Raw genomic sequence first — 23,249 nt, 5'->3', positions numbered from 1 at the left:
AAATGATTAATTTACCAACCGTAGATGTTGGTTTTGAGCTCCCAAAGCATACAGACGCATAACCTCGGGAAGGAATAAATTGAAGATAGATGCAAGTTCGCTTTGGTCATACCCTAGCTCGTCTTTCGTATGATCAATTATTGCGTTCAGTAATGTTGGTGTTTCCCCGTTTACATCGAGTTTGACAGGCTCATCTATTTTGTAACGTTTAATGGACATTTGCCGCCAAATCCAATCGCTTTGACCTGCCGTAATCGCTTTTAGCGTTTTTGCTCTATAGAACAACGCAGCCATTGAAGTCCGCCAAAATGGTTTAAGGGCAGCGGCTTTTTCGATACTGATATTTCGTAAATCGTTATAAATATCAGAGGCGGGCATAAGCAATTCTGCAGCAAAAGCGTTGGCTTCATCCTCCATCGTTGGAGTGGGAGCCCGATGCATCACTAAATGACCCAGCTCATGGGCTAGAGTAAATCTGTACCTATCAACTGGCTGATTTTTATTTATAAAGATTAATGGTGGCAATCCCGCCACTTTGTAACTTAGCCCTGAAAGTCCAGTATCTTCCATATCGCAATCAATGATAATGATGCCTGCTCTTTCCAGTACCTCAACAAGGTTTTTTATCGGCCCACGTGGGATATGCCACGCAGTACGGACATTACGAGCAATTTGTTCGATATTTTCTTCGTAGTCTTCAGGATCGTAGTAAGGGAGCTCATATTCGGGCTCGAACTCAACGAACTGCAACAGCTTTCTGAGATGAGCAATACGTACATTCACTTCAGCAACAAGTTTATCCAGCACTTTCATGCTGACAGATGCTTTTTTACGGTACATCGGGTTTGCACTGATTGGTCCACCATAAAGCCTTTCTGACATCATGAAAAACTCGACGGGACAGTTAAGCGCTTCCGCAATACTGCGGATTTGGTCTTCAGTTGCAGATTTAAGCCCTTGTTCAATTTTGGACAACGTACCTTGAGACAGGGCTACACGATGAGCCAAATCCTTTTGGCTCATACCCAACATTTTCCGACGCAACTCAATCATCTCTGGGCGTACGGTGGCTGCTGACTTAATCTCCACGACCATTTTCTACCTTCGGTTCTGTCTTTCTAACCCGTTTCGGTTTCACAACACTTTTCGCAGGTGAAACACTTTTTGTAACAGGCTGAGGTTGGGGTATGTTCACTTCAAGCTCGTGTACAGGCAAGTCGTACAGATTTTCATCTGTTATATCAATTGCCCATGCAACAAATTTCCCGTTGCGCTGAGTAAGGACGATTTTATCAATTCCTACACAGTCGTCACTAAGTATGTAAAGTAACTCTAATCGAATCAGACCACCAAACATGTCAACTTCAGGGTTGTGGAAATCCAATGCTCTTTGCGTCGGATAGTTAGAAGAGCGAAGGCTCTTGTCCCCTTTTTTGATTCTCACAAAATAGCGATCTTGAATCAAAAATCCCACTTGATGAGGCATCTTTACGTACTTAATACCTTCAATTTCTGCAGCTTCAATCTGATCCTTCAAAAAAAATAAGGCATCGTTTCGGAGCACTGCCGAGCGCACTCGTTTGTCGACCAGGCGACGGGCAATATCGTTTTGAATCCAGTTTTTCCAAGCATTATCGAAAACAGAAGTTAAGGTGTTGTAGTAAGGACGGCATACTAAATGGGCTTCTTCTTTATTGATTAAAGACATAGAGGATCTCTAAAAATTTGTTGTGAAATGTCACCATGAAGGATAGAACGCAACCACATTTTTTACAACAAATTATTCCAACTTATATTCCAAACAACGACAAGTTATTGTTATTTAATAAAATTTATATTAATACCTAGTATGTGAAAATTTTTATTGCTGGTTTTTTAAACAGGGCTGCCACAGGTACAAGCAGAGATGCGTATGCGAGCTTCATATGGTGGCAAAAGCATCATAGTTTGTGATTAATCACTATCAGACAATATTCCGGAAGAGTGCTTTACTGCTAAGGGAAAGGACAGCGTACTAGTGCAATACACAGCCAAAACGTGTAATGAGCTTAAAGCTGACATGGACTCTTTGCATGAGTGTAAAGGCATGAATACTTAAGAAGACTCAACCTGAACCTCAATGTTCAGGTCGAATTACAACGTATTGTGAATATCGGCGCTTCAAAAAATTATTGCATAATGCCTGTCATGCCGTGATAGCCCATATATATCCCCACAAGAGCTATCAGCACGCTTGAGAAGTACGGAGCACGACGCGCCAGCGTATCAAATCCGCTCCAGCGTTTGGTTGCCTGACGAACGCTAAACGCCGCAGCCGCACCTACCGAAACCAGCGTAATGGCTAAGCCAATACTGAAGCACAGCACCAGGGCAGCACCAAGCGTAAACTCTTTCACCTGAATGCAGAGCAGCAAAACGGTAATGGCTGCCGGGCAAGGGATTAACCCGCCGGTCAGGCCAAACAGGACTATCTGCCCGGTTGTGACCTTACGATTGGCAAAACGCTTTTTGATATCGTTCGCATGCGCCTTTTCGTGCGCATCCTGATATTCCTGAGAATTCACGTCCAGACCTTCCAGAGCCGAGTGGTCATGCTCGTGATCGTGGTCGTGCTCATGAAACGCTACGTCGTAGTCATGCACATGGCCGCGATGACCCAGGGTTAAGCGGACATCGAAGCTGTGCGGTTCGGGGATCGGCTGGGTGGATTCCATAAAACCGTCTTTTTCAACGAAGTCGAATACCTGTGAAAAAGTATCCGGCCCACGGTTGGTCACCAGCGAAATATCCCGCGCTTCCCATTTTTTGCCGCTAAGCATGCGTAAACGCCAGTGAGGCGGCTGGCCTTCCTCAAAGATAGAGAGTTCAACGCTGCCGTGACCGGTGTCGATGACGCGTGTTTCATCGTGATGGTGGCCGTGAGAATGCTCCTGTTCCTGCTCCATCTTCCATAGCTTTTCGCCGCGCCAGGTGCGCCAGAACATCCATGCGGCAGTAGCGAGAATAATGATCGCAGAAATCAACTGGAACCAGGGCTCTGCAGATTCAGCGGTAAACTTGCGGCTGATATACATTCCACCCAGAGCAATTAACCAGACAACTGAAGTGTGGGAAAGGGTGGCAGCGAGCCCCAGCAGAACAGCCTGCTTAACGGTTCCCCGGACAGCCACGATAAAAGCGGCCATCATCGTTTTGGAATGGCCCGGTTCGAGCCCGTGGAGCGCACCCAGCAAAATAGCGCTGGGAATAAACAGCCAGGCGTTAGCCACGCCTTGCTGTAACAGAGCGGAAAAATCAGTCATGTTTCTCTTGCCTTAAAGATATTTGGTGATCTCTTTAAATTCGTTAAGCGTTGTGTCAGACCCGGCATGATCGGCGTGAAGGGCATCCTCCAGACAGTGATCGAGATGGTCATGAATGAGCGTACGCTTGGCGTTTGTTATCGCCTTTTCCACAGCATAAAGTTGCTGGGCGATATCCAGACAGGCTTTTTCATCTTCAAGCATCTGGATGGTGCTTTTCAGGTGCCCGGCGGCACGTTTAAGTCTTTTTATAATGTCGGGGTGTGAAGCGTGAACAGTCATTTTTATCCTCTCCGGGTGGAGGGGATAAGATAATGTGTATCAACGTAAGGGTCACACTGTTTATCGGTTTATCCTCTCCTGATAGTACGAACGTTGGGTAATTATTTTTTTCTCTTCGGCCATGAGGGATGTTCGTCATCAATAACGAAATCATGCTCATGGGTTATTTCCGTTTTCGCGTCAGCATCCTGATGGCTGTGCAACTGCGAATAAACCTCGTGTTCCGGACGCCAGATCAGCACGGCGGTTAACAGAGAGAACGCCGCCACAATGGTAAGCGCAATAAAAGAGGCCTGAGTTCCCCAGGTTGCCCCTACCCATCCGGCCAGCGGATAGGTAAGCAGCCAGCAGGAATGTGACAGGGCAAACTGAGCGGCAAACAGTGCAGGCCGGTCTTCCGGTGTTGATGAGCGGCGTAATAAACGCCCGGATGGCGTCTGGGAAAGCGAGTAGCCAACGCCCAGCAAAGCCCAGAGCACGACCAGCGTAAAATAATCCTTAAGGAAAATACCCAGCCCAAGGCCAACAACCAGTAAACCGGTTCCGACCATCATTGGCATCCGGTCACTTATTTTGTCGAGAAGACGCGGAAGTATCAGCGCCGATATCATCGACCCCACGCCAAAGAACGCCAGCGCAATCGCGGTGGAGCGCTGTGAGAAACCAAAGTCGGCCTGCACCAGAACCACGGTGTTGACGATCACCATCGCGCTGGCCGCTGCAACGGCCATATTCAGCGCCAGCAACCCCCGCAGCCTTGGCGTTTTCAGGAAGATGCGCATCCCGCGCGTGGTTTTATCGTAAATGGTGCGATGAACAGTCAGCGCCTGCATTCTGGGCAAGGTGACTGAGACAACCAGAATGGCGGAAGCGAGAAAACCGACGGCGGTGCCTGCAAAAAGATTGTGGAAACTCATCACCGTCAGCAGTGCGGCTGCCAGCATGGGGCTGATGACGCTTTCAAGATCGTAGGCCAGCCGGGAGAGCGAGAGCGCCCGGGTGTAGTCACGCTCGTCCGGGAGGATATCAGGAATCGTGGCCTGGAACGTTGGCGTAAACGCGGCTGACGCCGATTGCAGAATGAAAATAAGGATATAAATTTCCCAGATTTGGGTCACGAAAGGCAGTGCAAAAGCCACCATAGCCCGCACCAGATCCAACGTAACCAGCATCGTGCGGCGGGGAAATTTATCAGCGAAGGCGGCGGCAACCGGGGCGACCAGAATATAAGCACTCATTTTAATCGCCAGCGCCGTTCCCAGAACGGCCCCGGCCCTGTCGCCCGCCAGATCGTAGGCCAGAAGGCCCAGCGCAACGGTCGCCAGACCGGTACCGATAAGGGCAATTATTTGCGCCATAAACAGGTGGCGGTATGAACGATCAGAAAGAATGCTTAGCATCAGAAACTCTCCTGGCTTTCCATATCCCCCCCGGGGGGATGTGGAAAGAGTAGAGAATAGCGGTGTGCCTGGCAAGCGGTATTACATTTTAGTGGCTCTCTTTTTGGATGGCCCCCCATTGTTATATGCATATAAAAAATTATGCGTAGCAAATTCTACATGATGTATTAATCTCTACATCATGAAACTACATATTCTTATCCTGACGCTGCCCACTCAGCAGGCCACGTTGCGTATGCGTGTCTGGCGGGCATTAAAAAACACCGGTGCCGCCATGCTGCGCGACGGCGTTTATCTGTTGCCTGAAGCGCAACAGGGCCAAGAGATCTTTAACGATATAAGTCGTGAAATCCGCGATGAGGGGGGTGCGGCTTTTGTTTTTAACGCTACAACGCCCGAAGAAGAGGAAATCCGCCCGTTATTTGATCGCTCTCAGCAGTACATGGCCCTGCTGGAAAGGCTACAGGTGTGTAAAAACGACCTGGATGAGGAAACCGCCGTCAGCCAGCTGAAGGTGGTGAGAAAACTTCGGCGCGAGCTGGATCGGATTGTGGCGATTGATTTCTTTCCTGGTGAAGCGCAGGCGCAGGCCGTCTTTAGCCTGACGGAACTGGAAGCAGGCATTAACAGGTTCATCTCTCCCGGCGAGCCCCACGCCGTCAGCGGCGAGCTGACACAACTGATGCCTGAGGATTTCCACAACCGGATCTGGGCAACCCGACGCAGACCCTGGATTGACAGGCTTGCCAGCGCCTGGCTTATACGGCGTTTTATCGATCCTGATGCGCAGTTTCTCTGGCTTGAGGATGGCAATGATTGCCCGACAGCGGCGGTGGGGTTTGATTTTGATGGGGCGACCTTCAGCCACATCGACAATCGGGTGACCTTTGAAGTACTGATGGTCCGCTTCGGGCTGACGGGGGATGCCCTGAATGGTCTGGCAATGCTGGTGCATTACCTTGATGTTGGCGGGGTTCAGCCTCCCGAAGCGGCTGGCGTTGAAAGTGTACTGGCAGGATTGCGTGAAAGCATTACGGATGATGACACATTACTCGCAGCGGCCTGTTCGCTGTTTGATGGTCTGTTAACGACGTTTGAAATGAGGTCCGGCCATGATGAACAAAACGGAGTCGCTGACGCTGGCAGAGGAAAACGTTAAGCCCTCGCCGATCCCCCTGAAGGAGGCGTTCTGGTTCTGGCTCAAGCTGGGGTTTATCAGCTTTGGCGGGCCCGCCGGACAGATAGCTATCATGCACCAGGAGCTGGTCGAGAACCGGCGCTGGATATCCGAGTCGCGTTTCCTTCACGCACTCAACTTCTGTATGGTGCTGCCCGGTCCGGAAGCGCAGCAGCTTGCGACCTACATCGGCTGGCTGATGCACAGAACGTGGGGTGGCGTGATCGCCGGGCTGTTATTTATCCTTCCTTCGCTTTTTATTCTTATCGCGTTGTCGTGGATCTATATCGCCTGGGGAGACGTTGCCATTATTGCCGGTATCTTTTACGGCATTAAACCCGCCGTGGCGGCAATCGTGCTGCAGGCGGCGCATCGCATCGGGTCCCGTGCGCTGAAGCACGGTGCCCACTGGGCTATAGCTGCTGCGGCATTTGTGGCCGTTTTCGCCCTGAACGTACCTTTCCCTGTCATCGTTATTTCAGCAGCGATAACTGGCTATATCGGCGGACGCATCGCGCCGGAAAAATTTCACAGCGGCAGCGGACATAACAAACAGGAGAAAGCCGCTGGTGGAGCTGCGGTTATTGACGATCATACGCCCGTACCGGCGCATGCCCTGTTCAGCTGGGCGAAACTGTTAAGGATTGTGGCGGCGGGCGCACTGCTCTGGCTTATTCCCATGACGGTGCTGACGCTGGGGCTGGGCTGGGCGCATCCGGTGACGCAGATGAGCTGGTTCTTTACCAAGGCTGCGCTCCTTACCTTCGGTGGGGCCTACGCCGTCCTGCCATACGTTTATCAGGGTGCTGTCGCCAATTTTGGCTGGCTGACTGCCGGGCAGATGATGGACGGGCTGGCGCTGGGAGAAACCACGCCCGGCCCGCTGATTATGGTGGTGACCTTTGTCGGATTTGTTGGTGGGTATACCCATGCTGTTTTTGGCGCGGATATGCTGTTTGTCGGCGGAGCCGTTGCCGCCTGCATGGTGACGTGGTTTACCTTTCTCCCGTCCTTCATTTTCGTGCTGGCAGGCGGGCCGTTTATCGAAACGACCCACAACAAGGCCGGTTTCACGGCACCGTTAACCGCCATCACTGCGGCCGTAGTGGGCGTCATTGTTAATCTGGGGCTGTTTTTTATCTGGCATACCGTATGGCCGGAAGGCGCAAAGGGAGGGATCGATATCCCTGCAGCCCTGATTGCCGTCGCCGCTGCGTTTGCGCTTTTCCGATTAAAATGGAAGGTTACGCACGTTATTGCCCTGGCGGCTCTTGCCGGGCTGATACTCCGCCTGACCGGGCTGACGGCAGCGTGAAAAGGGGCAGGATAACCTGCCCCTGATTTATCAGATAACCCGTTTGATGTTCAGGTAGTCGCCGGTTGTATCAAGCTGTATCGTGATGGTCTCAGACCCACGATTTCGCCAGAACCAGCCATGTTTACCCTCGAACGCGGCCTGTAAAACGCCGTCTCCGGATGTGATCTGCCGGGCTTTACCATAGCCATGGTAGAAGCCTTTCGGGGCGTTGACCGGATCGCCGTGTGCATCCACGTTTACCGGCCCGGAACTGGTCCACTGATAGGTCACGCGGGCATCTTTACGCATTTCCAGTTTAACTTCAGCAGCTTCGTTGGGCTTCAGGGTGATGAGCATCTGATGACGTTGCGAGCCAGCCGCTGGTACTTCCGGCGCGCGCGTGGTCGCCGGAACGCTCAGCTCCGGGTAGGTGTTCTGCGTTATTGCCGGAGGATTATCCGGGATCGGTCGCTCATTAACCGGCGCAGCCAGCTGTCCTTGCTGAACAGCGCTGGCCTGATTATCGGCATCAGCCTCTTCGGCAAGCTGCGTTTTGATTTCTCCCATCTGCTTAAGCCCCAGTAAACGACCCACGCCAGTAGGATCAATGCCGTATTCCGAAGGCATGACGACGGTGATCAGCAGCGTCAGCGCCACGATGGCGGCGAGGATAGTGGACTGCATCAGTTTGATGGCAGAAGGTAATTCTGCGCGTGTTGGTAAATCAGTGTTGTACATTGTTTTGTCTCCCTCAGGCTAAAATGTAGCCACAAAGCTGGTAACTCATTAACAGAAATCCCGCGCTCATCATCACCACATTGGCGGTATAAGCGTGTCGGAAAAAGCTCGCCGTTTGCCGCCAGTAACTCATGACGATCAGGATGGCGCTCAGCGCGAGCAACTGGCCGATTTCAACGCCAATGTTGAAGGCAATCAGGTTGACGAACAGGCCATCGGGAGAGATTTCGAATTCCTGGATTTTGGTTGCCAGACCAAAACCGTGGAAGAATCCAAAGATGAGCGTCGCAAGCTTCGTGTTGGGCTGAACGCCAAACCAGCGCTGGAATGCCCCAAGGTTATCAAGCGCCTTATAGACCACGGACAGCCCGATAATGGCGTCGATGAGGTAAGCACTGACGCTGATATCAAAGAAGGTGCCGATGAGCAGCGTCGTCGAGTGCCCGATAGCGAACAGGCTGACGTACAGCCCGATATCGCGCATTTTGTAGAGGAAGAAAATCACCCCGAACAGAAACAGCAGGTGATCGTAACCGGTCACCATGTGCTTCGCGCCAAGGTAGATAAACGGGATGATGTTAATCCCAGTGATCTCCTGGATGTACCCTTTATCGCCTTCCGCCACGCCGTGGGCATATGCGCCCTGGCTGTAGAAAAGCAGTAACAACAGGAAAAACAGACAAGCCGAACGCGCCTGAGCTGAAAGCAGGCGAGCGCTCAACCGGCCCTGTGTATCAAGGCTGGTATACATAAAAATCCTTACATGTTGAATAATAACGAATTAACAGAAGTTATTACGCAGACAGGATTCTCGGAGGGCGTTCGGGGGTGGACTGCGGCATTTGCAGTATTTGTTCTGAACTCAACGCATATATCACCCGCATGCCCGGATTCCAGGCGTGCAGAGTAGGCAGAGTAAAGAGTTTATTCAGATCGTGGGAATGATCGGCATTGAGGTGATGCACGCTACCGTGGGAGTGAAACAACAATGGATCGTGCTCATTCAGTGGTTCATCGCTGTCGTGTTGATGGTCACTGATGGACGTTGTTTCCTGAACGCTGTATGCAGCCTGTGGTTTTGCCATAAACGAACTGCTCAGCACGGCAACAGCCATGATGATAAGCACGATTCTGGAAATGACTTCACGGCGAATAAACACAGTCAACGGCATCCTGATGATACAAAGTAACAACGTGCGTAATGTATCCGCACTGTGGGCCTGATTTCAATAGCTTCTTTCGGATTTGGTCTGGACTGAAAGTACTACCAGTTTTGTAATGCCCATCCTGGCACCTAGCAAAAAACTGCGAGGTGCAATAAGAGACATCGGAGCATAAGGGCATTCTTTTGAGCCACCCCAATAGTGAACACCGCCAGTTTGTACTACAAAGGGATGATAAAGCTAAGGAGAGAAGCAAGATGGAGCTCCGATGTTTTCTAAATTTCTGATTTACTCCTGTGCTCACAGGTTTTCATTTTCATCACATTATGAATACTGCCTGGCAAGTGAATAAAACTCCTAACCCCGGTCAAAGGGTCAATATGAACGCCTAGCTTTAACTTACAACTAAGGCAGAACAGCGAATCGTAATCTGCCTGTTCAATGGTTAGCGGGGTTACCCACTCACCGTGACCTGTGACAGCATTAGGGACAAAAATAACGTTGTGCATAATGGGCTCCTTGAGATTAGAAAAGCCAGCGTGAAATACTGGCTTTATAGGGTTGAAGAGAAGTAAGGAAAAGATGGGCGTTACTACCTACGCCGTTTATTTTTCGTTTTCAGTGCCTTGATTTCACCTCGACCAAATGTTCGGGCATTGCCCGGTAAGACCAGACGGGCACAGGCATCAATCTTGGTCATATAGCTCACCGCTTTAAGCAGACCTTTTTCCATTGATGAGTTCCCTCGTTCAAGCTTACCTAAACCACAGTCTTCATAATCGTCTTTGTGGGCGTTGCAGTTGTAGTAATGCCCTTTACTTTCGGTGATGTGTTTTTTCCAGTACTCACCGAATGCCCGGGCTAGGTTGACATCCTGACGTGCCTTGTGACCATTAACTAAAAACAGCATGTGGTAATGAAACTTACGGGCAGGTGCGTACTCTAGTTTCCAAACGGTTCCTAGTACATTACGGAACAGTGGGTTCTTTTTCATATTGCGGAATAAATGCTGGCGGCACTGGCGGGCTATGTCCGCAGTAACGTCAGACTTATGTTCATCATTCCAGGATAAATCTACTCTCAATATTAACAACCGGGAATAACGAGACTGCATATGACGAAGATAATTCAACACCCCTTTCAAGTTTTTTATCGATGCCCGTTTATATTTAAGATATTCCTTCTTAAATCCGGCCTGACTGATAGCTGTGCGATAATCCAGAATAAGTTTATTCAGGCTTTCCGCAGTCGTTATTTGATCTACTCCGACTATTTTCCCTTCATGTATCCGTGCGCACAAATCAGCATTATTTAATAAACGCTGGAAAGCTGCTATACGCGGATTGACTAACCTAGTCCGTAGATAGTCTTTCTGTAACCTTTCCAGACAGCAAATAGCATCGCGGAGTAATGAAGCGCTTGTATGAGGTTTGTAACCTTTACGGTCATACGAAACAGTAAAGGGTAATGACTTCCCTTTACCCAAAACTTTAAGATATTTATCTAACTGTTCTGCTTTATCTCTGAGCATATTGTCATCAGAAATGATTGAATACGATTGCACACCATCGTCATGATATTCCACATGCGATAATAAATACTCTTCTGGTAAGTTCATGCTTGTATATTCTCGGTTATATCAGCTTGTATGGGTATAAGGCAGTTTGCAGCTAGTCTCTTATCATCGACCATTAATTGCATTTGTATCTTTTAGAGTGTTAGCTAGGGAATAATTAATTTAATAACAATAAAATAAAATTAATAAGTTCAAGATACAATAAAATAAGAAGCGGCGATGAAATAAGCATTAACGCCTTAAGCTGCCTGTAATTAACGTATAAAAGTATGGTGTAAAGTTAGTGACCATTTTTTATAATGGCTACCATCGATTTTTACGCTCTGGATTCTTTAATTCGCTCTTCCAGCCATGCTTTAACCTCACGTTCAATCCAGCGAGAACTACGGCCAAATTTAACAGGTTTCGGAAACTTCCCCTCCTGTGCCATTTTGTAAAACCACTTGTCAGACTGACCGGTCAGTTCCGTAATAAAACGCATATTTACGAATTTATCGCTGTGAATATCAATCATGCTCATGAAAGTCTCCGGAGATGTAACAGGAGGACACCGGGCGGCATCCTTTCATGTGATAGTCCGCATATGTATGGTTTTACATTTTCCTGTCCGTATTTTTCTCTGCATATACGACAATATTTTTAATTGATGCATCTGGTCTATAACCTGCAGTCAAACCAACATTCTGTACACTATCCATTGAGTTCCACTTTGATAGTGCATACTGGTGTGATTTGATGGTGGTTTTCAGCAGTGAAATACCTGGTTAACGCCAGCTGCAGCACTGGTTTTGCGTTGTTTCAACACTACATTTTTATCTATTATTTTTCTACTTTTTTGACTACATTCAACACTGCTCGTACAATAGCCGGAATCTAAAATTTAGTATTTTTACAGGAATGTATTTGTGGGAAACTCACTACACTATGTCAATATAAAGAACAAAAGAGATCTCAGGCTTTTTCTTTGGTATCTCTCAGCTAGGGATATTGCAATTCTTATTAACACGCTGGCATCAGTAAAGAGTACTTATAGTGAAGATGATATATTTGGAAATAATGTTGAAATCGCATCAGGTGCTATTAATCAAGCCCTGTTACTGATAAAGGACAAAGCTGTTAAGGGGATTTACTCCGCATCATTTAACTTCTTTAAATCTCTTCAGTTACCCTCTTCTGAGTTTTCGTGGATAAAGAAATCTCCTGATGCCTGCTATTTCTCATGGCTGTATATAAAAACTATGGTTCATGATTTAAACGGTGAGTTACAACTTATTCCTGAGATTGTAGGAAAGATAAGAAATGCCGATTACATTTATGTCGGGCATGACTTTTTGTATAAAAGGTTACTGATAAATCCCTATCCTGTGGATAATAAAGAAAGAATAGTTGCAATTGAGGATTTTTTTGACCGTGCCCCCACAACTCTGAGACATAAACTCAACCTGATGCATCGTATTCGAAAACAATGGAACGATCTTTATTATTTAAGTGCTAATTTTCCACTCTCTCCAAAAGAGAAGAAGAAATGTGAGTGGGCTTGGGAATACATACAAAAAGACAGGAGCAAAATGCGTGGTAAAAGAAAAAATCCGGATGGCACGTATTCGGATTACTTAAATGCTCCATCTGCAACTGACAGTATCATACTTTCTGCATTAAGACCCTCAGGTGCTTATGAGAAATACATGGCTGTAAAATTTTCATATATTTTTAAATTTGTAAAAGATGATTTATTTATTCAGCGGTTCAAAAAAGCATGGGAACTGCATAAGTATAGGCTTTCAGCTGCTTCTAAAAAGAATAAATCATCAAGACGCTGTGGAACTGACAACAAAGAAGTTGTAGCAACACCTATGCCTACGGTCTCAAAGCCGGAAAGTTATAAGGATTTCTCGTCTGAGAGAAGTACTCGTGAATTCAATACTGGTTTATCGCAGCCTCTGCACATTGCGCATAATACAGAGGTCGTTTTGGAACCAAGAGAAGCATATCAAAATAATAAAGATGAGAATATTGAAGTTATGAAGCCAACTCATTCAGGAAGCAACCAAAAAGGTATAAATCCCCCTGGGACAGTAATTAAATATTTGCAATCCTCATCCCTGAAAAGTACTTTACCGTACCAGCTTATAAGCATGGCGAGTGACGGACTTGATGCAATTGCTAAAACAGCGAGTAAAATAAAAGAGAAGAAAAACATCAAGTAAGAATATTTTATTTGTCAGCATTCTATTATTTTTCAAACCTATATAACCTTAATGAGGCACAGCAGCTAAGTATGCTGATGTGACTCAACACACTGATCTGTAGTGCCGATCGATATAAAATTAACGATAGGCTAAAACTATTGATAAGCATATATCGATCGTTTTAATCATAGAAAATAACGATCAATTTCTTAAAACCGATCTGTATTAACGATTATCACATCCCCTCTCAAATGCATACGATCAGATGGCCTTTTGTACAGCAAAAGGCCATTTTTCATTTATAAAACACACAGTAAGGAGCAACTATGCTGAAGTCTCCCTCAGCCTTGCTTTTCAGTGCAGCATTGTTCTCAACCTCTGCACATGCAGTCATTCAGGAACAGCAATGGCACCACTGGTTTGGCAATATCAGTGTTATGGAGTTTGAAATTAACTCTCAGAATTCTGCAGGCGAAGTGCTCACTTTGACCTGTACAGGCGGAACGTTAGCTCTAGCTTATAGCGTACCTGCAGAGGACTACCGCGTTTCTTCCCTCACAGGCCTTGCTGAGCCTGGTATCAGTATTAACGGTACAAACTATTCTCTAGATGAAACGGCTTTTACAGCACTCAAATCTGCAGGAAATAACGGTGTAATAAAAATCACCTCTTCGAATACAGCAATTTCTAAAAAATTCAGTACTAAAGGGCTGAATGAAGCGCTGGGTGATTTTACCTGGCAGGACTGTATTCATCACTAATAATCAAAAAGGAAATATGATGCATAAATTAATAGCTTTATCGTTCAGCTCAGCAGTTCTGCTTATCCCATCTATCTCTTCTGCATTGACAGTTCACGGAGATATACATCCCGAACGCTATACCTTTTTCCTGACCCAAGAAGGAAGCAACCAATTAAAACAGGCGAATGAGCGACTAGCCAAGAATCCACAGGCCTACACGCTTGATGTGAACCATACGGGCATTCAGCCCTTTGAGGCAGTCCGCTGGGATGGTAAGCCTGTAAAGGCCGTCACCTGTGTGTTGGTAGATGGCGTTATGATGGGTAAAAAAGCTACTTGGTCACAATGCAAAGATGAAAGTGGTGCAGAATATTTTGGCAATGCCGGGTGGCCGGTACGTGATTACGTGGCAAAGGCGTGTGAAGTAGGTAAATCAGATTGTCCAGTTTACCTCGTCTTTCAGACAGACCCACCGACTATGCGGAACGATATGGCTAAATTTACACCTGCGCCTAAGAACTTCAATGCTTCAACAAACCTGACGGATGAAATTAAAAACGACGGATGTCAGATGGCTAACAATTCCTTTGAATATGCAAAAAGCAGTATTCGTTGTTCTGCAATTAACGCCGTACGTTTTATTCGTAAACAAAATACCGAAGCCACATATGAAGCTGATCTCATCACTACTTCAGGCGAAAAGATGACAATGACTATCGGGTACACCTATGGGAATGCATCCAGTAAAGAACCGGGCTGGCGCACCATTTCTGTCAAGCAGGGGGGCATTATTACTGATATCCGCAAACAGGGCCAATGGCTCCCTAATGGCTATAAGTAGAGGTATTTTCCATGCACAGCCAAAGCGAATTGATTACAAACCAGCCAGATCATGAATCCCCATGGCCCGACTGTACGTGGCAACTTGTCCTGTGCGTAACAGGGATAACGTTGATGCGAAGCCATTCGATCACGGTAAAAGCTCTGGGTGCAGGTTTGACCACCTTTAGCCTGATAAAGGCAATAAAAAAACTCGCTGCACTTGCCTGATGGCAGGAGGCGGAAGTTCAAAGGATAAAAAGACTATGGTCGAAAATGGAACAGGGAAACTCCGTAGCCTTAAAGAAAGGCTGAGTTTTTCACGCGAGAAAACACCTGCAGAAAATCTGGATGCATCATTAAGTGAGCTCCTACCGGAAAACACGGTCAAATCTTCGATAAATGGATCTGATAAATACAGGCTATTACTGGAGAATATTGTAATTAATGGTTTGTTAAATATCGCTGAAGATAAGCTTAATGATGATGCTTTTGTTGAAGTTGTTTTCAGCAAAGCATATGAGCTTTTGCCTGCCCCAGTCAGGATTGTACTGAAGCGGGAATGGTGTTTGAGCTACCTGCAGTCACAAAAAGCTCCAATTCTGAAGAAATTACAACTTTACCGTGCAGATAAGCTCAGTCCTGCCGAACTATCTGCGTTGCCCCAGTCAGATTCAGAAAAGGCTGCATCGCAGGTTTCACCTTAAATAATCCCCACTTTCAATCCAGGCCATCCTCAGGGATGGCCTTTTTTATACCCATTTTAAAGGAGCCAGCCATGACCCGTTTAGCCAGCCGCTTTGGTGCAGCCAACCTTGTTCGTCGTGACCGCCCGTTAACTCGCGACGAACTGGCCCATTATGTGCCCAGTGTCTTCAGCGAAGAAAAGCATGAATCCCGGAGTGATCGCTATACCTACATCCCGACAATTACCCTTCTCGATAACTTGCAACGCGAAGGCTTCCAGCCATTCTTCGCCTGCCAGACCAGAGTCCGCGACCAGAGCAAACGAGAGCATACGAAGCACATGCTGCGCCTGCGTCGTGAAGGCCAGATTACTGGCAAACAGGTTCCCGAAATTATTCTACTGAATAGCCACGACGGCTCCAGCTCATATCAGATGCTACCGGGGTTATTCAGAGCAGTTTGCCAAAATGGGCTGATTTGCGGTGAGAGTTTTGGCGAAGTGCGCGTGCCGCATAAAGGCAATGTAGTAGAGAAAGTCATCGAAGGGGCCTACGAAGTATTGGGAATATTTGACCGCGTAGAAGAGAAACGCGATGCCATGCAGTCGCTTTTGTTACCGCCGCCCGCTCAGCAGGTGATGGCGAAAGCGGCGCTGACATATCGCTTCGGTGAGGAGCACCAACCGGTGACAGAGTCGCAGATACTTTCCCCACGCCGCTGGCAGGATGAGAGTAACGACCTGTGGACCACTTATCAGCGCATTCAGGAAAATCTGATTAAAGGCGGGCTATCGGGGAGAACAACCAAAGGAAAGCGCGCCCATACCCGAGCAGTGAAAGGTATTGACGGTGATGTGAAGCTCAACCGTGCCCTCTGGGTGATGGCTGAGAATATGCTGCAGCTTGCTTCATGACCATTCCACCATTTTCCCTTAACGCCTTTCCGAAGATTCGGAAGGGCTTTTTCTTCTGAGGAGTTGTCATGCCTACGATCAATTTGTCCCCGATATTTCCTGCAAACGAGCAGCGAGTCATCCAGCGAGCATTACGTCTGCTGGAGAAATACCAGCGTCAACCGAGTGAGTCATTTACCTCAACCAGCCTCACAAAAACCTGGCTGCAACTGCAAATGGCTCACCTGGAGCGGGAAGTTTTCATCGTAATGTATCTCGACAATCAACATTGCCTGCTGGAGCGAGAAACACTGTTTACCGGCACGCTCAGCCATACCGAAGTGCATCCCCGCGAAGTGGTTAAATCAGCCCTGAAACATAACGCCGCTGCGGTCATTTTGGCGCATAACCACCCGTCCGGCACGACAGAAATCAGCCAGCAGGATAAACATGTCACTCTGCGAATTGCTAAAGCCTTGGCTCTGGTGGAAGTGCGTGTGTTGGATCATCTTGTGGTCGGGAACGAAGTGGTGTCTTTTGCTGAATGTGGCTTGTTATGAGGTGCAGAATGAAAATCATCAGTAAGCGTCAGGCGATGCATATTTATCGTCAGCATCCCGAATCCAGGCTATCTGCCTTCTGTACAGGTCACTACCAGTGGCATGGCAGTGTCTGCCATTACTACGGACGTGAAGTTCAGGATATCAGCGGCGTACTCGCTGTTTTTATTGAACGTCGTCAGGACCGGGCAGGCCCGTACGCCATTCTTCGCAGCGTGACAGTGAACTAATCAACCCACTCAGTCATTAAGGAATATATTAATGCAGTCGACCACCTTATCCGGCACATCGGCGGAGAACGCATCCTGCTTTCAGTGGGGATTAAAACGTAATATCACGCCATGCTTCGGCGCTCGCCTGGTACAGGAAGGCAACCGCTTATACTTTCTGGCTGACCGGGCAGGATTTAATGGCTCATTCAGTGACGAAGAAGCTTTGCGTCTGGACCAGGCATTTCCACTGATGATGAAACAGCTTGAGCAGATGCTGACCACTGGCGAGCTTGATCCCAGCAGCCAGCACTGCGTCACACGGCATCACAACGGACTTACTTGTGAAGCTGACACTCTCGGCTCTCATGGCTACGTTTACATCGCCATATATCCCTGGTCAGCTCTAACCAGGTAATACCTTCCTCTTCTTTTATCAGGGACTCAACTCATGCATATTCCAACTGTACCGGCAACGGTGACGGTTTCGTCACGCCTATCTCCTGTCCAGATTTGGCAAAAACTATTAACGTATCTTTTAGAGCATCATTACGGCCTCACGATCAACGACACACCGTTCAGTAACGATACGGCGATTCTGGAACATATAGAGGCGGGAGTGAATCTTACTGATGCTGTTAATTTCCTTGTAGAACGATTCGAGCTTGTGCGCATTGACCAGAAGGGTTTCTCCTGGCAGGATCAAGAACCCTGGCTAACACCTTTGGATGTTCATCGGGCACAGTTCACCCTTGGCTTGAAACGCTCATAAATCAGCCAGCTGATCATTAAGGAAAAACATGTGGGGGCATAATTGGGGGCATGTCAGAAAATCGAATAGAAAAATAATCAATAAATTCAATATAATTATCTATCAAATGCGATTCCTGTGATCTCCGCCAAAATTTTTGAATGGATTATTCTCATATTTGTTCCACCATTAAACCCAAATAATAATTAAATCTATTCACTAAAATTTTTCATGTGACTCTTCTGCTTTTCAGTAATTTTTAAGTCATCCTTTTTCGTTTTTTCACCCACAAATATTCAGGCATTAAACTTTACCCATGTGTTTCAACTAATTAATTACGTTGATATTTATCTGTTCGATTCTATTACGGATATCATAATAGCTAAACTTTAATCGTAAGGTATAATTCCTGAACGGCAACATGCTTTCCTGGCTAAGTTTTTAGCCAATATGCCAAACTCAACTTCTCATCTTTCGCTGCGGCTTCAAATTGCGCCTTTAACTTTATTTTAATGCAGATCTGCAATGTAGGAGTTTTTCCGGATTTTGGGTAAGTTGGGTCGCATTTCATATCTAATGAGTAGGATATCTGCGTTAAGTTAGCATTCACTCACCCAACCGCATATGCAACAACGGAAATGCATTCCCTTGTCCGTCCCGTTCTGAGCGCCCCACCTGCACAAACCCCATATGCTGATAAAACGCAACGCCCTGCGGGTTTTGCTCGTTTACATCCACTTCATTCGCACCAAAATGCGCAATGGCATAGTTCAGCAGCAATTTCCCTACGCCTTTTCCCCGGCTCGCATCATCCACAAACAGCATTTCAATGCGGTTTTCATCCACGCCTAAAAATCCATAAATAACACCCGCTTCATCGCGGGCAATCATAACCTTGAGATTGGGCAGATAGGCATTGAGCAATAACGGGCGCAGGGTCGCAATATCGCTTTCCTGTAAAAAGTGATGGGTGGCACGAACGGAAGACTCCCAGATCGCGACCAGGCGTTCGAAGTGTGAGGGGTGTGCGGTTTCGATTTTCATGAGGGGGATCATTATAGAGCGCAGCGATTAAATCAAGTATCCAGAAGCATAGAGGCAATAAAATGAAGACCTTAAATGAAGTAATAAACTCTCGAACCTGTGAAAGTCGAGAGCGTATCAAGGAAATGGCCCGGAAGTTGGTTCAGGAGACTGGTCAGCAGATAGAGCATGAAAAGCAAGAATCCCCAACAGACATTGAGAATAAAGAAACCAGCTAACCCTTCATGGTAGTTGTTCGGGTAAACTGAACAACTGAGGAACGGTAAATATTGTAGCGCCCTGTCCCCCCTCACCCTAGCTCTCTCACTCAGGGAGAGGGAACTGACCGTGCGGTTTGTCATCCCCCACCTTAATCTCCATCACCGCATACACCCCGTCTTTCGGGATCACCACGGTGACATTTTCCACCGGCACGCCTGCCGCGATATGAATATCCTGCAACTGCCGGAGCGTCCGCGGGTAAATATCCTCCCAGCCGATACAGCGCAAAATAAAATCGATTTGTGGGCTGCTGGCCAGCATATTCGAGACAATCACCGCCCCGCCGGGCTTTATCAGCCGCAGCGCACGCTGGAGAAAAATCACCGCATCGGCATCGTTGAAATAGTCGAAAATCCCGAGTGCATCCACCAGTTCGGCCTGATGCTCGCCCAGCTCATGCAGTAAATCTTCGTTACGCACCAGCGTATGGAGCAAGTTGCGCCTGAGCAGGGTCAGCTGTTCACCCACGATAATGCCTTCCTGCGCCGCCATGGTTTCGGCCCAACTGAGCGCCACAGGGTCTTTATCCACCAGCGTCAGATACACCTGCTGGCCGTCGAGCTTCGCCTCGCGCAGCGCCTCCAGCACGGGGATTGCAGCCCCGCTTGCCAGGCTCACCCAATTGTTATCGTTCCCGTTGCGGATGTATTTATCCACCATCGCAGCCAGTACTTTTGCACGGGAGCGCACACCAATGGCATCGTTCGCATGGATAAACCACTGGCGACTGTCGCTGTCCATTCGGGTTCCGTCTGGCAGGCGCTCCTCCAGCGGGTTTTGCACCACAAAAAGCGCCAGCGCAGAGGGAACCAGCCGGGTACGCCACGCGGTGAGCGCCGGACGATTGCGGTAGGCTTGCCCGGAATAACGGTTCTGTGGGACAAGCACGGCCTGTCCCCCCTCTTCGTATTCAATCAGCGGAGGACGAAGCGCCGGATCGGCTTTCAGCGCCCGGTTAATCGAATTGATCTCACGGGCAGTGTCGTCCTTCATCGGCCACTGGTCGCTAATATCCGGAAATGACGCACTGAAAATGGTCATATTTTCCGGTGCGTCGCCGCGAAAAGGCTGCCAGTTCATGTCGTCGTCTCCCGTTGAGCTTTTAACGGAAGTCTATCCAGGCGAGCCAGTAAAACCCTACGAAGAAAGCACGATCTTCACTGCTTAACCCACACCAGTTGATCAACCTTGAAGCCCAGACTGCGTGCGGTATTCAGGTAGTCCTGTTTCACGGCATCCGGAATCGTCGGCGTACGAGACAGGATCCACAGATAGTCGCGGTTCGGCCCGCTCACCAGCGCATACTGGTACTTATCGTCCAGCTTGATCACGTTATAGCCGCCGTAGAAGGGGCCGAAGAACGACACCTTCAGCGCTGCCGTCGTCGGTTCGCCGGTAAAGTACGCTTTGCCTTCACTCTCATTCCACTTGTTTTTAACCGGGTCGAAACCCCGGTTAAGCACGCTGATGCCACCGTCGCTGCGCTCGCCGTAGGTGGCGGTCACCTGCTCCAGCCCGCGTTCGAAGCGGTTTTCCAGGCGGGCAACTTCATACCACTTGCCGAGATAGCGGCTGGCTTCAAAATTTGAAATGGGCTTTACGCCTTTCGGTGGCGTAGGGGATTTGCAGGCCACCAGAGTCAGGGCAATGGCGACACCCGTCACAACAGGCCATAGTTTCATGAGAATTCCTTTCATTTGCACGGTTGGAAGTAAAGTGTAGTGCACCGTTACGGCGCTTCATCCCGTGAGGGAAAATTCGTAGTATATTGAGAGTATTCCTCCACTCTGGACACGGACATGGCTTACTCCATCGGCGAATTCGCCAGACTCAGCGGGATCACCGCCACGACGCTGCGGGCATGGCAGCGTCGCTATGGTTTACTCAAGCCACAGCGCACGGAGGGCGGCCATCGCCAGTACAGTGATGAGGACGTCCAGCAGGCACTGAAAATCCTCGACTGGGTGAAAAAAGGCGTGCCTATCGGCCAGGTCAAACCGCTACTGGAACGCCCCGTCCCGCGCCGGACCAACAACTGGCAAACGTTGCTTGAGACCATGCTGCAACGCCTGCAGGACGGGAAAATTGAGTCCCTGCGCCAGATGATTTACGACGCCGGCCGCGAATACCCCAGGCCAGAGCTGGTTGCAAATGTGCTGCGTCCTTTGCGCAGCCAGATGTCAGCCAACATCCCTGCCGCCATGACCCTGCGCGAGATCCTCGACGGCATTATCATCGCCTATGCCTCGTTCTGCCTTGAAGGCGACAAAAAAGCGCCGGGTGATAACATCCTGCTTAGTGGCTGGTACCTGAATGACCCGTGTGAAATCTGGCTCGAGGCCCTGACGCGTACCGGACAAGGGCACCGTATCGATATTTTGCCTACCCCCTCCACGTCACTGGCGCCTGAGATTTTCCCCGAGCGCAAATGGCTTCTGGTGACCAGCGGTAAACTGACCGCCGCACGGAAAAAGCAGGTGGCGCAGTGGCAGCAGCAGGTATCCCTTGAAGTGATTATCCTCTGATTATTTTCTCCTGCGGTAAACTTCACGAAAAGTTGAATATTTTTCCGTCCCGCAAATGCTAACGTTTTCCTGTGACTGACAACCCCACAGGAAAACACAATGAAAAAAACAACCCCTCTGCTGATGCTGGCCGCCATGGCCTTTACTCCTGCCGCGTTTAGCGCCCCTGCCGGCACCCTGAGCGTACATATTCTCGACCAGCAAACCGGGATGCCGCCATCTGACGTTACCGTCACGCTGGAGAAGCAGCAGCAGAACACATGGACCCAGATTGCCAGCGGCAAAACCGACCACGACGGACGTATCAAATCACTCTATCCGCAGGATCAGGACATGCAGCCAGGCGTGTATAAAGTGACCTTTAAAACCGCTGATTACTTCCACGGCAAAAAGCTGGACACCTTCTTCCCGGAGATCCCAGTGCTATTTACCGTGACCCGAACCAACGAGAAACTTCACATCCCGCTTCTGCTGAGCCAGTATGGCTACTCGACCTACAAGGGCAGTTAAGAAACATTGATTTTAAAGGATAATAAAAAATAACTCCGCCAATACTTGGACAAATTACTCATGTTGTGTAAGTTTTAGATATACGAACTGGAGACACACACCATGACAATGAAACCTGTAATCGGTATTAGCGGATGTTTGACCGGTTCCGCCGTTCGCTTCGACGGCGGACATAAGCGTATGGGCTTTGTCATGGACGAACTGGCCCAGTGGGTGAATTTCAGGCCCGTCTGCCCTGAGATGGCCATCGGCTTGCCGACGCCACGCCCTGCACTGCGTCTTATCGTGACGGACAGCGGTGAAACCCAGATGCGTTTTAGCCACGCCCTGCACGAAGACGTTACGCAAAAGATGGCTGACTTTACGGCAGATTATCTGCCTAAAATCGGCGATCTGGCGGGATTTATCGTCTGTGCAAAATCCCCCAGCTGCGGCATGGAACGCGTGCGGCTGTATGATGAAAACGGCAACCGGGGCCGCAAGGAGGGTGTCGGGCTGTTCACTGCCACCCTCCTTGAAACCCTGCCGTGGTTACCCGTGGAAGAAGATGGTCGCCTGCACGATCCGGTGTTGCGGGAAAACTTTGTTGAGCGTGTTTTCGCGCTTCATGAACTGAACACACTGCGCGCCCAGGGTCTGACGCGCCGTGCGCTATTGGACTTCCACAGCCGCTACAAACTTCAGCTGCTGGCGCACCATCAGGCGGGTTATCGTGAAATCGGCCCGTTCGTAGCCACGCTGCACGAGTGGGAAGATCTGGACGCCTTCTTTGTGGCGTACCGCGAAAAGCTGATGACCATCCTGAAGAAACCTGCCTCGCGGAAAAATCACACCAACGTGCTTATGCATATTCAGGGGTATTTCCGTAACCAGCTCAACAGCCGCCAGCGCGGCGAACTTCGCGACGTGATCCTGCACTACCGTAACGGGCAGTTGCCCATCCTCGCGCCGATCACGCTGCTGAAGCACTACCTGGCCGAATACCCTGACCGGTATCTGATGACGCAAAACTACTTTGATCCCTATCCTGATGATTTGGGTCTGCGTCTGGCAGTCAAGTGATCATAAAAATGCGAAGGCCCCATTGACCCTCAGAGGCCCAAAGCAGTACCCCGTTTAGACGA

Annotated in this window: 30 protein-coding genes; 15 read left to right on the top strand and 15 right to left on the bottom strand. The window is 48.7% G+C overall.

Annotated features, from left to right (window positions below; translation table 11 throughout):
- Window positions 1-6: 6 nt before the first annotated feature.
- The 5 genes from HV340_RS00490 to HV340_RS00470 all read right to left on the bottom strand — a co-directional run bounded on the left by HV340_RS00490 (window position 7) and on the right by HV340_RS00470 (window position 4,984).
- Entirely contained in the window at window positions 7-1,095 is a 1,089-nt protein-coding gene (locus tag HV340_RS00490; protein WP_023336540.1) for an XRE family transcriptional regulator, read from the bottom strand.
- A complete protein-coding gene (locus tag HV340_RS00485; RefSeq protein ID WP_023336539.1) occupies window positions 1,079-1,708 on the bottom strand; it encodes a hypothetical protein in 630 nt (209 codons plus the stop codon). The genes HV340_RS00490 and HV340_RS00485 overlap by 17 nt, the downstream gene beginning before the upstream one ends.
- A gap of 460 nt (window positions 1,709-2,168) precedes the next feature.
- Complete coding sequence (locus HV340_RS00480; protein ID WP_023336538.1) at window positions 2,169-3,302, bottom strand: nickel/cobalt efflux protein RcnA; 1,134 nt, start codon at window positions 3,300-3,302, stop codon at window positions 2,169-2,171.
- A gap of 12 nt (window positions 3,303-3,314) precedes the next feature.
- On the bottom strand, window positions 3,315-3,584 hold the full coding sequence (locus HV340_RS00475; RefSeq protein WP_023336537.1) for a metal-sensing transcriptional repressor: 270 nt from the start codon (window positions 3,582-3,584) through the stop codon (window positions 3,315-3,317).
- A 101-nt stretch (window positions 3,585-3,685) separates the two neighbouring features.
- Entirely contained in the window at window positions 3,686-4,984 is a 1,299-nt protein-coding gene (locus HV340_RS00470; protein ID WP_023336536.1) for an MFS transporter, read from the bottom strand.
- 181 nt (window positions 4,985-5,165) lie between these two features.
- Between HV340_RS00470 and HV340_RS00465 the strand changes: the two genes are divergently transcribed.
- Together HV340_RS00465 and chrA are read left to right on the top strand one after the other, a co-directional pair.
- A complete protein-coding gene (locus HV340_RS00465; RefSeq protein ID WP_174334997.1) occupies window positions 5,166-6,143 on the top strand; it encodes a chromate resistance protein ChrB domain-containing protein in 978 nt (325 codons plus the stop codon).
- Entirely contained in the window at window positions 6,097-7,476 is a 1,380-nt protein-coding gene (gene chrA / locus HV340_RS00460) for a chromate efflux transporter (protein ID WP_023336534.1), read from the top strand. Before HV340_RS00465 ends, chrA begins: the two co-directional genes overlap by 47 nt.
- A gap of 30 nt (window positions 7,477-7,506) precedes the next feature.
- Here the strand turns inward: chrA and HV340_RS00455 are convergent, their stop codons facing one another.
- The 6 genes from HV340_RS00455 to HV340_RS00430 all read right to left on the bottom strand — a co-directional run bounded on the left by HV340_RS00455 (window position 7,507) and on the right by HV340_RS00430 (window position 11,455).
- A complete protein-coding gene (locus HV340_RS00455) occupies window positions 7,507-8,196 on the bottom strand; it encodes a hypothetical protein (RefSeq protein WP_023336533.1) in 690 nt (229 codons plus the stop codon).
- Between the two features lie 13 nt (window positions 8,197-8,209).
- A complete protein-coding gene (locus HV340_RS00450) occupies window positions 8,210-8,947 on the bottom strand; it encodes a HupE/UreJ family protein (protein WP_038859448.1) in 738 nt (245 codons plus the stop codon).
- Between the two features lie 43 nt (window positions 8,948-8,990).
- Complete coding sequence (locus HV340_RS00445) at window positions 8,991-9,356, bottom strand: hypothetical protein (protein ID WP_074398708.1); 366 nt, start codon at window positions 9,354-9,356, stop codon at window positions 8,991-8,993.
- A 278-nt stretch (window positions 9,357-9,634) separates the two neighbouring features.
- On the bottom strand, window positions 9,635-9,868 hold the full coding sequence (locus HV340_RS00440; protein ID WP_023336531.1) for a hypothetical protein: 234 nt from the start codon (window positions 9,866-9,868) through the stop codon (window positions 9,635-9,637).
- Window positions 9,869-9,951: 83 nt separating this feature from the next.
- On the bottom strand, window positions 9,952-10,977 hold the full coding sequence (locus HV340_RS00435; protein ID WP_070558810.1) for an inovirus-type Gp2 protein: 1,026 nt from the start codon (window positions 10,975-10,977) through the stop codon (window positions 9,952-9,954).
- 274 nt (window positions 10,978-11,251) lie between these two features.
- Window positions 11,252-11,455, bottom strand: a complete 204-nt coding sequence (locus tag HV340_RS00430) for an AlpA family phage regulatory protein (protein ID WP_023336529.1) — start codon at window positions 11,453-11,455, stop codon at window positions 11,252-11,254.
- 385 nt (window positions 11,456-11,840) lie between these two features.
- Here HV340_RS00430 and HV340_RS00425 point away from each other — a divergent pair, with 385 nt between their 5' ends.
- From HV340_RS00425 to HV340_RS00385, 9 genes are all read left to right on the top strand, one after another.
- Window positions 11,841-13,142 carry a hypothetical protein gene (locus HV340_RS00425; protein ID WP_038859443.1) on the top strand — a complete coding sequence of 434 codons (1,302 nt, stop codon included), beginning with the start codon at window positions 11,841-11,843 and terminating at the stop codon, window positions 13,140-13,142.
- Window positions 13,143-13,450: 308 nt separating this feature from the next.
- The gene (locus tag HV340_RS00420; RefSeq protein WP_023336527.1) at window positions 13,451-13,885 is read left to right on the top strand and encodes a hypothetical protein; all 435 of its coding nucleotides are present in this window, start codon (window positions 13,451-13,453) and stop codon (window positions 13,883-13,885) included.
- Window positions 13,839-14,708 (top strand): hypothetical protein, encoded by an 870-nt coding sequence (locus tag HV340_RS00415; protein ID WP_225385418.1) that lies wholly within the window; start codon window positions 13,839-13,841, stop codon window positions 14,706-14,708. The genes HV340_RS00420 and HV340_RS00415 overlap by 47 nt, the downstream gene beginning before the upstream one ends.
- Window positions 14,709-14,952: 244 nt before the next feature.
- The gene (locus HV340_RS00410; RefSeq protein WP_032645121.1) at window positions 14,953-15,393 is read left to right on the top strand and encodes a hypothetical protein; all 441 of its coding nucleotides are present in this window, start codon (window positions 14,953-14,955) and stop codon (window positions 15,391-15,393) included.
- A 71-nt stretch (window positions 15,394-15,464) separates the two neighbouring features.
- Complete coding sequence (locus HV340_RS00405) at window positions 15,465-16,286, top strand: DUF932 domain-containing protein (RefSeq protein WP_181216242.1); 822 nt, start codon at window positions 15,465-15,467, stop codon at window positions 16,284-16,286.
- 68 nt (window positions 16,287-16,354) lie between these two features.
- Window positions 16,355-16,825 carry a DNA repair protein RadC gene (gene radC / locus HV340_RS00400; protein WP_023336522.1) on the top strand — a complete coding sequence of 157 codons (471 nt, stop codon included), beginning with the start codon at window positions 16,355-16,357 and terminating at the stop codon, window positions 16,823-16,825.
- Window positions 16,826-16,833: 8 nt separating this feature from the next.
- Window positions 16,834-17,055, top strand: a complete 222-nt coding sequence (locus tag HV340_RS00395; RefSeq protein WP_023336521.1) for a DUF987 domain-containing protein — start codon at window positions 16,834-16,836, stop codon at window positions 17,053-17,055.
- A 31-nt stretch (window positions 17,056-17,086) separates the two neighbouring features.
- The gene (locus HV340_RS00390; protein WP_023336520.1) at window positions 17,087-17,452 is read left to right on the top strand and encodes a type IV toxin-antitoxin system YeeU family antitoxin; all 366 of its coding nucleotides are present in this window, start codon (window positions 17,087-17,089) and stop codon (window positions 17,450-17,452) included.
- 33 nt (window positions 17,453-17,485) lie between these two features.
- Window positions 17,486-17,806 (top strand): TA system toxin CbtA family protein, encoded by a 321-nt coding sequence (locus HV340_RS00385; protein ID WP_023336519.1) that lies wholly within the window; start codon window positions 17,486-17,488, stop codon window positions 17,804-17,806.
- Between the two features lie 412 nt (window positions 17,807-18,218).
- Here the strand turns inward: HV340_RS00385 and HV340_RS24385 are convergent, their stop codons facing one another.
- Window positions 18,219-18,356, bottom strand: a complete 138-nt coding sequence (locus HV340_RS24385) for a toxin-antitoxin system HicB family antitoxin (RefSeq protein ID WP_126547736.1) — start codon at window positions 18,354-18,356, stop codon at window positions 18,219-18,221.
- Window positions 18,357-18,391: 35 nt separating this feature from the next.
- The gene (locus HV340_RS00380) at window positions 18,392-18,829 is read right to left on the bottom strand and encodes a GNAT family N-acetyltransferase (RefSeq protein ID WP_059305840.1); all 438 of its coding nucleotides are present in this window, start codon (window positions 18,827-18,829) and stop codon (window positions 18,392-18,394) included.
- 62 nt (window positions 18,830-18,891) lie between these two features.
- On the opposite strand from HV340_RS00380, the gene HV340_RS00375 reads away from it, so the two are divergent.
- Window positions 18,892-19,047, top strand: a complete 156-nt coding sequence (locus tag HV340_RS00375; protein ID WP_153852750.1) for a hypothetical protein — start codon at window positions 18,892-18,894, stop codon at window positions 19,045-19,047.
- Between the two features lie 85 nt (window positions 19,048-19,132).
- Here HV340_RS00375 and HV340_RS00370 read toward each other — a convergent pair whose 3' ends face one another.
- Window positions 19,133-20,170: a class I SAM-dependent methyltransferase gene (locus tag HV340_RS00370; RefSeq protein WP_059305839.1), complete on the bottom strand. Its 1,038-nt coding sequence runs from the start codon at window positions 20,168-20,170 to the stop codon at window positions 19,133-19,135.
- A gap of 77 nt (window positions 20,171-20,247) precedes the next feature.
- On the bottom strand, window positions 20,248-20,772 hold the full coding sequence (locus HV340_RS00365; RefSeq protein ID WP_020882704.1) for a lipocalin family protein: 525 nt from the start codon (window positions 20,770-20,772) through the stop codon (window positions 20,248-20,250).
- Window positions 20,773-20,889: 117 nt separating this feature from the next.
- Here HV340_RS00365 and HV340_RS00360 point away from each other — a divergent pair, with 117 nt between their 5' ends.
- From HV340_RS00360 to HV340_RS00350, 3 genes are all read left to right on the top strand, one after another.
- Window positions 20,890-21,615, top strand: a complete 726-nt coding sequence (locus HV340_RS00360) for a MerR family transcriptional regulator (RefSeq protein ID WP_014168030.1) — start codon at window positions 20,890-20,892, stop codon at window positions 21,613-21,615.
- Between the two features lie 99 nt (window positions 21,616-21,714).
- The gene (gene uraH / locus HV340_RS00355) at window positions 21,715-22,125 is read left to right on the top strand and encodes a hydroxyisourate hydrolase (RefSeq protein ID WP_014168029.1); all 411 of its coding nucleotides are present in this window, start codon (window positions 21,715-21,717) and stop codon (window positions 22,123-22,125) included.
- Window positions 22,126-22,227: 102 nt separating this feature from the next.
- Entirely contained in the window at window positions 22,228-23,187 is a 960-nt protein-coding gene (locus tag HV340_RS00350) for a DUF523 and DUF1722 domain-containing protein (RefSeq protein ID WP_059305838.1), read from the top strand.
- Window positions 23,188-23,249: the final 62 nt, after the last annotated feature.

The sequence above is a fragment of the Enterobacter sp. RHBSTW-00975 genome, assembly GCF_013615235.1.
GTDB lineage: Bacteria > Pseudomonadota > Gammaproteobacteria > Enterobacterales > Enterobacteriaceae > Enterobacter > Enterobacter ludwigii.
The sequence above is the reverse complement of the archived record's forward strand: the minus strand, read 5'-3'. Positions and strand labels throughout refer to the sequence as shown.